Genomic DNA, 13,195 nt, shown 5'->3' with positions numbered 1-13,195 from the left:
GGGGCGCATATGCGGGAACGGCGGGCGGATGTGTAGGGCGGGGCGCATGAGAGGAAGGATGCGCGCGGGAGGTTAACGAATCCTTCGACCACCGAACGGTGGTCCGCGTTTCGCGCAACACCCCCAGGGACGCCCGCCCTACGAGGCCGTGGTCATCCCGAGGGGCGACAGGCAGCGCAGCAGGTTTCCGTCCGGGTCCACCAGCGCGAAGACGCGCCAGCCGAAGGGCTGGTCCTCGGGCGCGGTCAGGCGGGGGATGCCCTCGGCGGGAAGGCCCGTCGCGCTCCAGTCGGCGTGGAGCCGGTCGGCGTCGGCCACGCGGACGCAGGCGCTGGCGGCCGAGGTGGCGGGGTCGAGGCCGGGATGAGGGAAGATTTCCAGCTCCAGCGGGCCCCGGCGCAGGATGAGCCAGCCCTCGTCGCGGAACTCCGTCTCGAACCCGAGCCGGGCGTAGAAGGACTGCGCCGCGTCGAGGCTGCGGGCCGGCAGGTTGGCGGTGATCCGTTCGCGCATGGGACGCCCTCCCCTGGGGGCAGGGGAGCATCGCGCGCGGCCCCGGTCAAGCTGGACAGGCGCCGGGGGTCATTGTCTAAGGACGGCATGGACCTGACCGACCCCCAGACCCTGGCCCGCGCCGTCGCGGAGGGCGACCGCCGCGCGCTGGCCCGCGCCATCACGCTGGTGGAAAGCGCGCGCGAGGACCACCGCCCGCGCGCCGAGGCGCTGCTGACGGCGCTGCCGCGGCGGGAGGCCCTGCGGCTGGGGCTGTCGGGAACCCCGGGCGCCGGAAAATCCACGCTGATCGAGGCGCTGGGGATGCATCTGATCGGGCAGGGGCATCGCGTGGCCGTGCTGGCGGTGGACCCGTCCTCGCAGCGGTCGGGCGGGTCGATCCTAGGGGACAAGACGCGGATGGAGCTTCTGTCGCGCGAGGACGCGGCCTTCATCCGGCCTTCGCCCGCCGGGGGGCAGTTGGGCGGCGTCGCGCGACGCACGCGCGAGGCGATGATGCTCTGCGAAGCGGCGGGCTACGGCGTGGTGATCGTCGAGACGGTGGGCGTGGGGCAATCCGAGACGACGGTGGCCGACATGACCGACGTCTTCGCGCTGGTGCTGGCGCCGCACGGGGGCGACGACCTGCAAGGGGTCAAGCGCGGCGTGATGGAGGCGGCGGACCTGATCCTGGTGAACAAGGCCGACCGCGATCCGACGGCGGCCACGCATACCCAGGCCGACTACGCGGCGGCGCTGCGGCTCATGCGGCGGCGGGCGCAGGACCCGGAGGGATTCCCGCAGGTGTTGAAGGTCTCGGCCCTGACCGGCGAGGGGCTGGGGGAAGCCTGGGTGGCGGTCGAGGCGCTCTGGCGCTGGCGGCGCGAGACGGGGCATCTGGAGCGGACGCGGGCGGCGCAGCGGCTGCGCTGGTTCGAGGAGGAGTTCGTCGCGCAGGCGCTGGCGCGGCTGGGGCACGATCCCCGCCGGGGCGCGCTGCGGGCCGAGGTCGAGGCCGGGCGGCTCTCGCCCCCCGAGGCGGCGCGGCGGGCGCTGGAGGCGTGACGCCCGAGGTCGTGTTCGACGGCGACCGGCTGCGGGCGGTGCTGTTCCGCGGGCGGTCGGACCGGACGATCGTCACCTTCGACTACCGGCAGGACGGGCGCGACGGCTTCACGCCGGACAGCCATTCGACGGGCTTCGCGCGGCAGGGCTTCGGGCAGCTCTGCCTCAAGACGCGGGCCAACGACTGGTACGTGAACGACGAGACGGCGGCGCTGGAAGCCGTGCTGGCGGGGCTGGCGCTGGGCCGGACGCAGGCGCTGGGGTTCTCGATGGGGGGCTACGGGGCGCTGCGCTTCGCCCGCGCGCTGCGGCTGGCGCAGGCGGTGGTCGTGTCGCCGCAGGTCTCGCCGGTGGCGGCCTGGGACGGGCGGTACCGGGCGGAGGTCCCCGGCTGGGACGAGGCGCTGGGGGCGCTCCCGCCCTTGCCGGGGCTGAAGGGGTTGATCGTTTTCGACCCCTTCGTGGCCGAGGATCTGGTCCATGTCCGCGCGATCCGGGCGTCGGCGCCGGGGCTGACGCCGGTGCGGCTGCCCTTCGGGGGGCATCCGGCGATCCGCACGCTCCGGGGCGCGGGCGGGATGCGGGTCGTGCAGGCCGAGGCGGGGGCGCGGACGGCAAGGGGCGCGGCGATCCGGGCGGCGCACCGGGCGGCGCGGGAGGGGTCGCGGGGCTGGTGGCTGCGGCTTGGGGACGCGGCCGGGGCGCGGCATCCGGGCTGCGCGGCGGCGGCGCGGGCAAGGGCCGAGGGGCTGCCTGTCCGGCCGGGCGACCTCGACGGGGCCTGACGGGGGCCGCGCGGGCCCTATCTGGCAGGAAGGGGTAGCCGGGGAGAGCGAGATGGCAAGCAAGATGGGTGGCGATCCGCGCGAGGAGGGCCGGATCGCCTGCGAGACGGGCGGGGCGCGGGGCGACTGCCCCTATCCGGCCGGGACGCCCGAGCACGAGGCCTGGGCCGAAGGCTGGGACGAAGCCGAGGAAATGAAGGTCATCTCGGGCGAGGAGGACGGGGCCGCACCGGCTTGACCCGGGGCGCGATTCCCCATAAAGCCCACGGACCAAATTCCGGCGCCTCCGGGCGGGGCGCCATCCATGACGCGCCGCGGTCCCGCGGCCCTTATGACAAAGGACGATTGCCATGTCGCGCAAGTGCGAACTGACCAGGAAAGGCCCCATGGTGGGCAACAACGTGTCCCATGCCAATAACAAGACCAAGCGCCGCTTCCTGCCGAACCTCCAGGACGTGACGCTCGAGTCCGAGACGCTGGGCCGCTCGTTCCGCCTGCGGATCTCGAACCACGCGCTGCGCTCGGTCGACCACCGCGGCGGGCTCGACGCCTTCCTTGCCAAGGCGAAGGACGAGGAACTGTCCTCGGACGCGCTGGCGATCAAGAAGGACATCGCCAAGGCGCAGGCTGCCGCCTGATCGCCTGACGGGTCGAATGATGCAGGGCCTCGCCGTCGGGCGGGGCCTTCTGCGTTTTGAGGCCGGGCCGGGACCGGATGGCCCTTGGCCTTGGGCATGGGACGGGGGCAGAATGGCGCGACGCCCCGAATTAGGTCGCCCCAAATGTCCGCAGCTCGTCCCTGCCTTGCGCTCTACACCTTCGGCATCTTCTCGCGGCCGGCGGACGACCCGGCCAACGACGGCTTCCGGGAGCGCAACGACCCGATCTTCGCCGCCGTGGACGCCACGCCCGGCCTGATCGCGCGGTCGGGCTACGTCACCGATCCCGGCCCGTTGTCCTGGGGCGAGCAGGTCCATCCCCGCTTCTTCACGGACGAGCATGGGGACGGATGGTCTCCGGCCACGCTGTCGCTCTGGCGCGACCTAGAGGCGGCTTTCGCCTTCACCTACTTCGGTCGACACGCCGAGGCGATGGCGCGCGGGCGGGAGTGGTTCCGGGAGCCCGCCTGGCCTCCGCTCGTGCTGTGGTGGCACGCGGAGGAGGGCTATCCGCAATGGGCCGAAGGTGTCCGGCGGCACCAGCTCCTGCACGACCACGGGCCGGGGCCGGACGCCTTCACCTTCGCGCGGGCCTACGATCCGGCGGGGGCGCGGGTCCGGATCGACAAGACGCGCGTGCGAGCCTCCGCTCCGCCGGGCTGATGCATCAGAGAGCGCGCCAGCCGATGTCGCGGCGGCAGAAAAGGCTCGGGGCCTCAATGCGGTCCACCATCGCATAGGCGCGGTCGCGCGCCTCCTGCAGGGTCGCGCCCCGGGCGGTGACGTTGAGGACGCGCCCGCCGTTCGCGACGATCCGGCCGTCCCGCTCGGCGGTGCCGGCATGGAAGACCATGGCTTCGGAGGTCTCGGGCATGTCGCCCAAGCCGCCGATCACGCCGCCCTTCTCGGGCGTGCCGGGGTAGCCCTGCGCCGCCAGCACCACGGTCAGCGCGTGGTCGTCGGCCCAGTGGGCCTCCATCTCGGAGAGCCGCCCCTCGGCGCAGGCCTGGATGAGGTCGAGCGCCTGGCCGCCCAGCCGCATCATCAGGACCTGGCACTCCGGATCGCCGAAGCGCACGTTGTATTCGATGAGCTTGGGCGCGCCGTCCGCGATTATCAGGCCCGCGTAGAGCACGCCCTGGTAGGGCGCGCCGCGCCGCGCCATCTCGCGCAGGGTAGGTGCCACGATCTCGTCGAGGGCGCGGCGCTGCACGGCCTCGGACAGGACGGGGGCGGGGGAATAGGCGCCCATGCCGCCGGTGTTGGGGCCGGTGTCGCCCTCGCCCACGCGCTTGTGGTCCTGCGCCGTGCCGAGGGGGAGCACCTGCTCTCCGTCACAGAGGAGGAAGAAGGAGGCCTCCTCGCCCTGGAGGCATTCCTCGATGACGACGCTGCCGTTCCCGTCCGCGAAGATCGCGTCGAGTGCGGCCAGCCCCTCGGGGACGGTCTGCGCCACCGTCACGCCCTTGCCGGCGGCAAGGCCGTCGGCCTTGACGACGATGGGGGCACCCTGCGCCTGCACGTAGGCGCGCGCCGGGGCGAGGTCGGAGAAGGCCGCGTAGGCCGCCGTGGGCGCGCCGCAGGCGTCGCAGACCGCCTTGGTGAAGCCCTTGGACGCCTCCAGCCGCGCGGCCTCCTGCGACGGCCCGAAGACCAGCACGCCCGCCCCGCGCAGCCGGTCCGCGACCCCGGCGGCCAGCGGGGCCTCGGGGCCCACGATCACGAGGTCGATCGCGTTCTCGCCCACGAACCCCGCCACCGCGTCGCCATCGAGGATGTCGAGCGCGGCGCATTCGGCCAGTTGCGCGATCCCCGGATTGCCCGGCGCGGCGATGAGCCGGTCGCACTTGGGGTTCTGCTTCACGGCCCAGGCCAGCGCGTGCTCGCGGCCGCCGGAGCCCAGGATCAGGATGTTCATGCGGGCGCCCCCCGTTGGCCTCGTTCGCGGGGCGTTCTAAGGTCAGGTCCCAGGCCGCACAAGGACGCCGCTCCATGGACCTCCTCGACGACGACGACGCCCCGCCGCGCCGCGCCAACGTCCCCGAATACTCGGTCTCCGAGATCTCGGGCGCCGTGAAGCGCATGGTCGAAGGCGAGTTCGCCTTTGTCCGCGTGCGCGGCGAGATCGGGCGCGTGTCGCGGCCCGCCTCGGGGCACCTGTACTTCGACCTCAAGGACGGCAATTCCGTGCTGGCGGCGGTGTCCTGGAAGGGCAATGCCGCGCGGCTGTCGGCGCGGCCCGAGGAGGGGATGGAGATGGTGGCCGTGGGGCGCCTGACGACCTTCCCCGGTCAGTCCAAGTACCAGATGATCGTCGAGGACCTTGCCCCTGCCGGGGTGGGGGCGCTGATGGCGCAACTGGAGGCGCGGCGGAAGGCGCTGGGGGCCGAGGGGCTGTTCGACCCCGCGCGCAAGAAGCCGATCCCCTACCTGCCGGACGTGATCGGCGTCGTGACCTCGCCTTCGGGCGCGGTGATCCGGGACATCCTGCACCGGCTGCGCGACCGATTCCCGCGGCAGGTGCTGGTCTGGCCCGTGGCGGTGCAGGGCGCGGCCTGCGCGCCCGAGGTGGCGCGGGCCGTGAAGGGCTTCAACGCGCTACCCGAGGGCGGGCCGATTCCGCGCCCCGACCTCCTGATCGTCGCGCGGGGCGGCGGCTCCATCGAGGATCTCTGGGGTTTCAACGAGGAGGCCGTGGTCCGCGCGGTGGCGGCGTCGAAGATCCCGGTGATCTCGGCCGTGGGGCACGAGACGGACACGACGCTCTGCGACTTTGCCGCCGACCTGCGCGCGCCCACGCCCACGGCGGCGGCCGAGATGGCGGTGCCTGTGCGGGCCGAGCTGGTGGAGCGCGTGGCGGTGCTGGGCGCGCGCGCGGGCCGGGCGCTGCGCTTCGGCGTGGACCGGCGGCGGCAGCGGCTGGGGGACCTCGCCCGCGCCCTGCCGCGCGGCGAGGCGATCATCGGGCAGGCGCAGCAGCGGGTGGACTTCCTGGGGGCGCGGCTGCCGCTGGCGTTGCGGAGCGTGACCGGGCGGCGGCGGGTGCAGCTTGCCGACCTGCGGATCGGGACGGGGGTGCTGGTGCGGGCGCTTCGCGACGGGCGGCGGCGCGTGGATGTGGCTGGGGAAAGCCTTGCCCCGGCGCTCGCCCGCACGGCGCGGGACGCGCAGCGGGAGCTGGAGGACCTGTCGGCGCGGCTCGACCGGGCGCAGGCGGCGCGGCTGCGATTCCGTAGCGACACGCTCGGGCGGCTCGGGCCCCGGCTCGACCCGGCAGCGCGGCGGGCGCTGGGCGAGAGCGCCACAGACTTCGCGCGCGTCGCGGGGGGGCTGACGCCGGCGCTGCCGCTCGGTCGCATCGCGCGGTTGCGCGAAGGGCTGTCCGCGCTCGATCGCCTGCGCGAGACCTTGGGCTACAAGGAGACGCTGAAGCGCGGCTTCGCGGTGGTGCGGGCCGAGGGGCAGGTGGTCACGAGCGCCGAGGCTGCGGCCAAGGCCGCTGCGCTGGAGATCGAGTTCGCGGATGGGCGGATGACGGTCGGCGGCAAGCCCGCCGCGCCGCCGAAGAAGCGCCCGCCCGAGCCGCCGCCCGAGCAGGGAAGCCTGCTGTAGGCGAAAGCGCCGCCTCAGGGGCGTCTCACACCCCCACGCCCCCGCAGACGAGGCCGCCCTCGGGCTCCTCCAACTGGTAAAGGACGCTGGGGCCGCCTTCGCCGATGAACTCGGCGCGCAGGTCGTCGCCCTCGCGGTAGACGTGCCAGCACTGGGGGCCGAGATCGTCTTGGTACTCGAAGCAGATCGCGGGGCCGGTGGCGGTCGGCTCCTCGCGCCAGGTGCCTTCCCGGCATTCGTCGCTGCCCAGGAAGGCCCAGGTGACGCGGCGGTTCGGGTAGTAATGCTCGATCCCGTAGGGCTCCTGCCCCGGCGCGCCGTAGGTGAGGGTCCGGCCCGTCACCAGGTCCTCGAACTCGGCGGCCCCGATCGGGCCTTCGGCGGCGGCGGGGGTGGCGAGGGCGAGGAGGAGAAGCAGCGTGCGCATGGGCCGGTACGGTGCCAGAGCGCGCGGCCCAAGGCCAGTGGAGGATTTTCGGACCGGCCGTCTGGGCCGAAATCCGTCGCCGGAGGCGGCTACGGGGCGATTGCTCCCCCTGCGCGCTTTGCAAGGCCCGCCGCACGTATTACGTGACGGGGACGCAACGCGAGGGTTTCATGTCCTTCTTCGGCAAGCTCAAGGACCGGCTGTTCAAGACCTCCTCCAGGCTCGACGAAGGGCTATCGGAGATCGTGGGGGAGGGCGAGCCCGCGCCCGCCGCGCCCGAACCCGCCGCCGACCCGGTCCCGAACCTCGTCACGCCCGCGCTCGACTCGCCGGCCCCGGCCGCGCCCCGAACCGGCTTCCTGGGCCGCCTCTTCGGTCGAGAGGAGGTGGAGGTCCCGCGCCGGACGCTCGACGACGCGATGCTGGAGGAGATCGAGGACCTGCTCGTGGCCTCGGACATGGGCGTGGAGACGGCGCTGCGGGTGACGGCGAACCTGGCCGAAGGACGCATGGGCCGCCGCCTGTCCGTGCCCGAGATCAAGGAGATCCTGGCCGGCGAGGTCGCGCGAATCATGGAGGGGGTGGCCCGGCCCATGCCGCTCTATCCCAAGCGGCCGCAGGTCGTGCTGGTCGTGGGCGTGAACGGCTCGGGCAAGACCACGACCATCGGCAAGCTCGCGTCCCAGTTCCGCGCCGCCGGCAAGACGGTGGTGATCGCCGCCGGCGACACCTTCCGCGCCGCGGCCGTGGAGCAGCTCCAGGTCTGGGGGCAGCGGGCAGGGGTGCCGGTGCTGACCGCCGCGCAGGGATCGGACCCCGCGTCGCTCGCCTTCGACGCGATGGAGCGGGCGGGGCGGGACGGGGCGGACCTCCTCCTCATCGACACGGCGGGGCGTTTGCAGAACCGGCAGGACCTGATGGAGGAACTGGCCAAGATCGTCCGCGTGATCCGCAAGAAGGACCCCTCGGCGCCCCACAACACGCTGCTGGTGATCGACGCCACCACGGGCCAGAACGCGCTGAGCCAGGTCGAGATCTTCCAGAAGATCGCGGACGTGTCGGGCCTCGTCATGACCAAGCTCGACGGGACCGCGAAGGGCGGCGTGCTGGTCGCGCTCGCCGACCGCTTCGGCCTGCCCATCCACGCCATCGGCGTGGGCGAGCAGATCGATGACCTCGCCCCCTTCGACCCCCAGGAGTTCGCCCGTGCGCTGACCGGCGCGGCCTGACGCTCAGTCGTCCACGCCTTCCGCGTCCGTCGGCTTCTCCAGGGCGGTCACGACCAGCAGCACCGCCAGCACGACGCCGGTGGCCAGCGCGGCGAGCGCGAGCTGCCCCGCGCCCACGGCCAGCCCGACGGCCCCGGCCAGCCAGAGCGACGCGCCGGTGGTGATGTTGTGGACCCGGCCGCCCGAGGTGATGATGATTCCCGCGACCAGAAAGGCCACGCCGGCCGTCACCGCCTCGATCAGGCGCAGCGGGTCCACCCGCAGGTCCCCTGTGCCGTCGGTGAAGTCGATGGCGCCCAGCTCGCGCCCGACGAGCACGTAGAGGCAGGCCGCGAGCGACACGAGCATGTGCGTCCGCAGCCCCGCGGGCTTCCTGCGCCATTCCCGTTCGGCCCCGATCAGGCCCGCGAGGATCAGGGCGGCCGTGATGCGAAGGAACGCCACATCGAAGGGAACCTCGGTGAAGGAAGCTCTGAACTCTCCGATGATCAGGTCGCGCATGGTCACCCCTTGTTGTCCCGTCGGCGCTTGCCGGTCCGCCGCAAGGGCGGCACAGTGGCCCGACCGTCCAATAAAAAGGCGGTTGTCACAAAACTGTTCCAGAGCCGTCATGAACCAGCGACCCGTCAACCCCTTCCTCAAGCAGGCCCTGGAGCTGGGGCCCACGCTCCTGTTCTTCGTGGTCTACCTGCGGATCAAGGACCGGAGCTTCGAGATCGGCGGGGCCGAGTACTCCGGCTTCATCGTCGCCACCCTGCTGCTGGTGCCGCTGCTCCTGGGCGCGATGGCGGCGCTGTGGTGGCTGACGGGCAAGCTGTCGCGGATGCAGGTCTTCACCGCCGTCACCGTGGTCCTGTTCGGCGGGCTGACGGCCTGGTTCAACGACGAGAGCTTCTTCAAGATGAAGACGACGATCGTCTACGGGCTCTTCGCGACGCTCCTGGGCGGGGGGCTCATCTGGGGCCGCTCGACGCTCGAATGGGTCATGGGCGAGCTGCTGCCGATGCGGCACGAGGGCTGGATGATCCTGACGCGCCGCCTGGCGCTGATGTTCGCGGGGCTTGCCGTCGCCAACGAGGTCATCTGGCGGACCCAGTCGACCGAGCTTTGGGTCACGCTGGAGACCTTCGCCTTCCCGGCGGCGCTGATGGTGTTCCTGTGGCTCCAGATCATGGCGCTGCAGGCCTACATGATCGAGGAGCCCAAGGAGGGCGGCCCGAGCTGAGCCCGCCCTAGCGCTTGCCGAAGAGGACCTTCATCTCCTCGGCGCTCATCTTCGGGGCCCGCGCCTCGGCCGCCACGGCCATGCCGCGCTGGACGCAGGGGCGGCTCGCGCACTCCTCCAGCCAGCGGGCGAAGTGCGGCTTGTCGTCGAGCCTCTGCTCCTGCCGCTCCCACCCCGAGGCCCAGGGATAGATGGCCATGTCGGCGATGGTGAAGTCGTCGGTGGCGGCGAAGCGGCGGGTGGCCAGTTGCCGGTCCAGCACGCCGTAGAGCCGCCCGACCTCGGCCCGGTAGCGGTCCTGCGCGTAGGGCAGCACCTGCGGCGGGTCCATCTGGGGGGCGTAGCGCAGGAAGTGGTTGGCCTGGCCCGCCATGGGCCCCACGCCGCCCATCTGCCACATGAGCCACTGGTCGACCGCGATGCGCTCGCGCTCGGTGCGGCCGCAGAACTGGCCGGTCTTGCGGGCGAGGTATTGGAGGATCGCGCCCGATTCGAAGATGGCCACGGACTGTCCGTCCGGGCCGTCCGGGTCCTCGATGGCGGGCATCCGGTTGTTCGGCGCGATCTTCAGGAAGTCCGGCTGGAACTGGTCGCCCTTGCCGATGTCGACGAGCCGGACCTCATAGGGCAGGCCCATCTCCTCGAGCGCGATGGTGATCTTGTGGCCGTTGGGCGTGGGCCAGTAGTGCAGCACGATGGGCGCGGGCATCGGACCTCTCCTTGTCGCTGCCGCCCAGAATGGCGCAGCGGGCGGCAAGGGCAAGGCCCGCGGGCCCGGCTCAGGTCAGGAGGTGCAGGAGGCCCCAGGCCAGGCCGCCGGTCATCAGGAGGCCGGCGAGGAGCGACGCCCCCAGCATCCGGGCGAGGGCGCGGTCGTCGGCGGGCGGGCCGGGCAGGCGCCCCTGGGCGAGGGCGTCGCGGACGCGCGCGATCTCGGCGAGGTCGGGTCCGGCGGTGGAGGACCCCCGCAGATTGCCTTCGGTCCCTGCGAACCCGATGCTGATGTCGGCCACGATGTCCCCCTGAGAAGTTCCCCCATCGTTCAACGAAGCTAGGGCAAGAAAGTTCCTGGAAAGTTAACGCGACCGGGGAAATAGTTGCCCGCCTTGGGGAACCGCCGCCGCCTTGACCCGAGGGACACGCGGGACTAGAGGCGGCGGGCGTGGCGATTTGGGCGACCCTGATTGCGGGCCACGGTAAACAAGCCGCTAAAGTGGGGACTCTCCCCATGTTCGGGCCGATGGAAGGGGACGAGATGGACCACTGGAAGAAACGCACCCGCGCCGTTCATTCGGGCATCCGCCGCAGCCAATACAACGAAGTGTCCGAGGCCATCTTCCTCACGCAGGGCTTCGTGTACGACACCGCCGAGGACGCCGAGGCGCGCTTCGTCGAATGCGGGCCCGACGAGTTCATCTACGCCCGCTACGGCAACCCGACCACCTCCATGTTCGAGCAGCGGATGGCCGCGCTGGAGGGGGCCGAGGATGGCTTCGCCACGGCCTCCGGGATGGCCGCCGTATCGGGCGCGCTGACGGCGATGCTGCGGGCGGGGGACCATGTCGTGTCCTCGCGCGCGCTGTTCGGCTCCTGCCTCTACATCCTGGAGGAGGTGCTGCGCCGCTACGGGGTGGAGGTCACCTTCGTGGACGGCACCGACCTCGACCAGTGGCGCGCCGCCGTGCGGCCGGGCACCAAGGCCGTGTTCTTCGAGACGGTGTCGAATCCGACGCTGGAGGTCATCGACATTGCCGGCGTGGCCGAGATCGCGCATTCCGTGGGCGCCCTCGTCGTGGCCGACAACGTCTTCGCCACGCCCGTCTTCTCGCGCGCGGTCGAGCTGGGCGCCGACGTGGTGATCTATTCGACGACCAAGCACGTGGACGGGCAGGGACGCGCCCTGGGCGGGATCGTCCTCGGGACGAAGCAGTTCGTCCGCAAGACCCTGGAACCCTACATGAAGCACACGGGCGGGGCGATGTCGCCCTTCACCGCCTGGATCATGCTCAAGGGGCTGGAGACGATGGACCTGCGCGTGCGGGCGCAGGCGGCCTCGGCCCTCGCGGTGGCGCAGGCGCTGGAGGGGCGACTGTCCCGCGTCCTCTATCCCGGGCTCGAATCCCACCCGCAGCACGCGCTGGCCATGGCGCAGACCGGCTCGGGCGGGACGGTGCTGAGCTTCGACGTGGGCAGCCGAGAGGCGGCCTTCGCCTTCCTCAACGCGTTGGAGATCGTCGTCATCTCCAACAACCTCGGGGACGCCAAGTCGATCGCCACGCACCCGGCCTCGACCACGCACCAGCGCCTGCCGGCCGAGCAGAAGGTCACGCTCGGGATCACGCCGGGCCTCATCCGCCTGAGCTGCGGCCTGGAGGATCCCGAGGACCTGGTCGCGGACGTGCTTCGGGCGCTAGAGGCTGCGCAAGCGTCGTATCCCGCCCGCGACGCGGCCGAATAGATCGGCTATCGTTGCAGGAACGTCATGCGGATCCCATATCAGGGGCCGCGTGACGGAGGGGAACCGCCATGAACCTGCACTCGCCCGATCTGGACCGGGACCTGTCGCGCGCCGAGGCCGCCGACGCCCTGGCCGTGCTGCGCCGCTGGGCCAAGGCCGCCACGCCCGAGGAGGTCGCCGACCTCGACCCGGCGGTGGCGCGCCTCCTGCCGGGGCGCGAGGTGTCGAACTATCCCGACCTCGCCCGCGCCTATCCGGACGGCTTCGCGCCCGACGCGCTTTACCGTGCGGGGCTGCCGGACCTTCAGAACGGCCCCGCCTCGCTGATCCGTGGGGCCAAGGCGCCGATCCAGCATGTCGGCATCTCGGGGTTCCGGCTGCCCATCCGCTACCGCCTGCGCGACGGCGGAGAGATCCTGCTCGAAACCTCGGTCACCGGCACGGTGAGCCTGGAGGCGGGCAAGAAGGGCATCAACATGTCCCGCCTGATGCGCAGCTTCTACCTTTACGCCGAGGAGACCTTCTCCTTCGACGTGATGGAGCGGGCGCTCGACAGCTACAAGGCGGACCTCGGCTCCTGCGACGCGCGCATCCAGATGCGCTTCCGCTTCCCGGTCAAGGTGCCCTCCCTGCGCTCGGGCCTCTGGGGTTACCAGTACTACGACATCGCGCTGGAGCTGGTGGACCAGGGCGGCGTGCGCAAGAAGATCTTCCACCTCGACTACGTCTACGCCTCGACCTGCCCCTGCTCCCTGGAGCTGTCCGAGCACGCCCGCCAGACGCGCGGCCAGCTTGCGGTGCCCCATGCGCAGCGGTCGGTCGCGCGCCTTTCGGTCGAGGTGGTGCCGGGCCACCAGCGGCTCTGGTTCGAGGATCTGATCGAGATGGCCCGCCGCGCGGTGCCGACCGAGACGCAGGTCATGGTCAAGCGCGAGGACGAGCAGGCCTTTGCCGAGCTCAACGCCGCGCATCCCATCTTCGTCGAGGACGCCGCGCGGCTCTTCGCGGCGGAGTTCCTGCGGGACGAGCGCATCGGCGACTTCCGCGTGATCGCGAGTCACCAGGAGTCGCTCCACAGCCATGACGCCGTGAGCCTGCTGATCGAGGGCGAGACCTTCAAGGCCGAAAGCCTCGACCCGCGGCTCTTCGCCTCGCTGATCCATACTGGCTAGGGCAGGGAGGCGGCCTGCGCGTGGAACGGCGAAAGGGCGGGCCTGGGCCCGCCCTTGTCACGTCCGGGGCG

The 13,195-nt window shown here is 71.9% G+C and carries 16 protein-coding genes and 1 riboswitch; of the genes, 10 read left to right on the top strand and 6 right to left on the bottom strand.

Annotated elements, in window-relative coordinates; all coding sequences use genetic code 11:
• Positions 1 to 138: 138 nt before the first annotated feature.
• Positions 139 to 513, bottom strand: coding sequence for a VOC family protein (locus FHG71_RS00330; protein ID WP_139079618.1), 375 nt, complete (start codon positions 511 to 513; stop codon positions 139 to 141).
• Between the two features lie 87 nt (positions 514 to 600).
• Between FHG71_RS00330 and meaB the strand changes: the two genes are divergently transcribed.
• The 5 genes from meaB (at position 601) to FHG71_RS00305 (ending at position 3,664) form a co-directional block, all read left to right on the top strand.
• Positions 601 to 1,557 (top strand): methylmalonyl Co-A mutase-associated GTPase MeaB, encoded by a 957-nt coding sequence (gene meaB, locus FHG71_RS00325; RefSeq protein WP_139079617.1) that lies wholly within the window; start codon positions 601 to 603, stop codon positions 1,555 to 1,557.
• Positions 1,554 to 2,342: an alpha/beta hydrolase gene (locus tag FHG71_RS00320; RefSeq protein WP_139079616.1), complete on the top strand. Its 789-nt coding sequence runs from the start codon at positions 1,554 to 1,556 to the stop codon at positions 2,340 to 2,342. Before meaB ends, FHG71_RS00320 begins: the two co-directional genes overlap by 4 nt.
• A 52-nt stretch (positions 2,343 to 2,394) precedes the next feature.
• Positions 2,395 to 2,580: a hypothetical protein gene (locus FHG71_RS00315; RefSeq protein WP_139079615.1), complete on the top strand. Its 186-nt coding sequence runs from the start codon at positions 2,395 to 2,397 to the stop codon at positions 2,578 to 2,580.
• Positions 2,581 to 2,692: 112 nt separating this feature from the next.
• The gene (rpmB, locus tag FHG71_RS00310) at positions 2,693 to 2,980 is read left to right on the top strand and encodes a 50S ribosomal protein L28 (RefSeq protein WP_139079614.1); all 288 of its coding nucleotides are present in this window, start codon (positions 2,693 to 2,695) and stop codon (positions 2,978 to 2,980) included.
• A gap of 144 nt (positions 2,981 to 3,124) precedes the next feature.
• A complete protein-coding gene (locus FHG71_RS00305) occupies positions 3,125 to 3,664 on the top strand; it encodes a DUF3291 domain-containing protein (protein WP_139079613.1) in 540 nt (179 codons plus the stop codon).
• Between the two features lie 4 nt (positions 3,665 to 3,668).
• Here the strand turns inward: FHG71_RS00305 and purD are convergent, their stop codons facing one another.
• Positions 3,669 to 4,919 (bottom strand): phosphoribosylamine--glycine ligase, encoded by a 1,251-nt coding sequence (gene purD, locus FHG71_RS00300; RefSeq protein WP_139079612.1) that lies wholly within the window; start codon positions 4,917 to 4,919, stop codon positions 3,669 to 3,671.
• 74 nt (positions 4,920 to 4,993) lie between these two features.
• Here purD and xseA point away from each other — a divergent pair, with 74 nt between their 5' ends.
• A complete protein-coding gene (gene xseA, locus FHG71_RS00295) occupies positions 4,994 to 6,613 on the top strand; it encodes an exodeoxyribonuclease VII large subunit (protein WP_139079611.1) in 1,620 nt (539 codons plus the stop codon).
• A gap of 25 nt (positions 6,614 to 6,638) precedes the next feature.
• On the opposite strand, the gene FHG71_RS00290 is transcribed toward xseA, so the two are convergent.
• The gene (locus FHG71_RS00290; RefSeq protein ID WP_139079610.1) at positions 6,639 to 7,040 is read right to left on the bottom strand and encodes a hypothetical protein; all 402 of its coding nucleotides are present in this window, start codon (positions 7,038 to 7,040) and stop codon (positions 6,639 to 6,641) included.
• A 170-nt stretch (positions 7,041 to 7,210) separates the two neighbouring features.
• On the opposite strand from FHG71_RS00290, the gene ftsY reads away from it, so the two are divergent.
• Positions 7,211 to 8,269, top strand: coding sequence for a signal recognition particle-docking protein FtsY (ftsY, locus tag FHG71_RS00285; protein ID WP_139079609.1), 1,059 nt, complete (start codon positions 7,211 to 7,213; stop codon positions 8,267 to 8,269).
• A 3-nt stretch (positions 8,270 to 8,272) separates the two neighbouring features.
• Here the strand turns inward: ftsY and FHG71_RS00280 are convergent, their stop codons facing one another.
• Positions 8,273 to 8,770, bottom strand: a complete 498-nt coding sequence (locus tag FHG71_RS00280) for an MgtC/SapB family protein (RefSeq protein WP_139079608.1) — start codon at positions 8,768 to 8,770, stop codon at positions 8,273 to 8,275.
• Between the two features lie 109 nt (positions 8,771 to 8,879).
• Between FHG71_RS00280 and FHG71_RS00275 the strand changes: the two genes are divergently transcribed.
• Positions 8,880 to 9,494 (top strand): inner membrane-spanning protein YciB, encoded by a 615-nt coding sequence (locus tag FHG71_RS00275; protein ID WP_139079607.1) that lies wholly within the window; start codon positions 8,880 to 8,882, stop codon positions 9,492 to 9,494.
• Between the two features lie 7 nt (positions 9,495 to 9,501).
• On the opposite strand, the gene FHG71_RS00270 is transcribed toward FHG71_RS00275, so the two are convergent.
• Entirely contained in the window at positions 9,502 to 10,203 is a 702-nt protein-coding gene (locus tag FHG71_RS00270) for a glutathione S-transferase N-terminal domain-containing protein (RefSeq protein ID WP_139079606.1), read from the bottom strand.
• 70 nt (positions 10,204 to 10,273) lie between these two features.
• Positions 10,274 to 10,507 carry a hypothetical protein gene (locus FHG71_RS00265; RefSeq protein ID WP_139079605.1) on the bottom strand — a complete coding sequence of 78 codons (234 nt, stop codon included), beginning with the start codon at positions 10,505 to 10,507 and terminating at the stop codon, positions 10,274 to 10,276.
• 148 nt (positions 10,508 to 10,655) lie between these two features.
• Positions 10,656 to 10,711: riboswitch (SAM riboswitch) on the top strand.
• An 11-nt stretch (positions 10,712 to 10,722) separates the two neighbouring features.
• On the opposite strand from FHG71_RS00265, the gene metZ reads away from it, so the two are divergent.
• Positions 10,723 to 11,952 (top strand): O-succinylhomoserine sulfhydrylase, encoded by a 1,230-nt coding sequence (gene metZ, locus FHG71_RS00260; protein ID WP_246045278.1) that lies wholly within the window; start codon positions 10,723 to 10,725, stop codon positions 11,950 to 11,952.
• Positions 11,953 to 12,020: 68 nt separating this feature from the next.
• A complete protein-coding gene (gene folE2, locus FHG71_RS00255; protein WP_139079604.1) occupies positions 12,021 to 13,124 on the top strand; it encodes a GTP cyclohydrolase FolE2 in 1,104 nt (367 codons plus the stop codon).
• The last annotated feature ends 71 nt before the right edge of the window (positions 13,125 to 13,195 follow it).

This window comes from Rubellimicrobium roseum, assembly GCF_006152145.1.
GTDB classification, from domain to species: domain Bacteria; phylum Pseudomonadota; class Alphaproteobacteria; order Rhodobacterales; family Rhodobacteraceae; genus Rubellimicrobium; species Rubellimicrobium roseum.
Note: the sequence above shows the minus strand (reverse complement) of the source record. Positions and strands in the feature narration are given on the sequence as shown.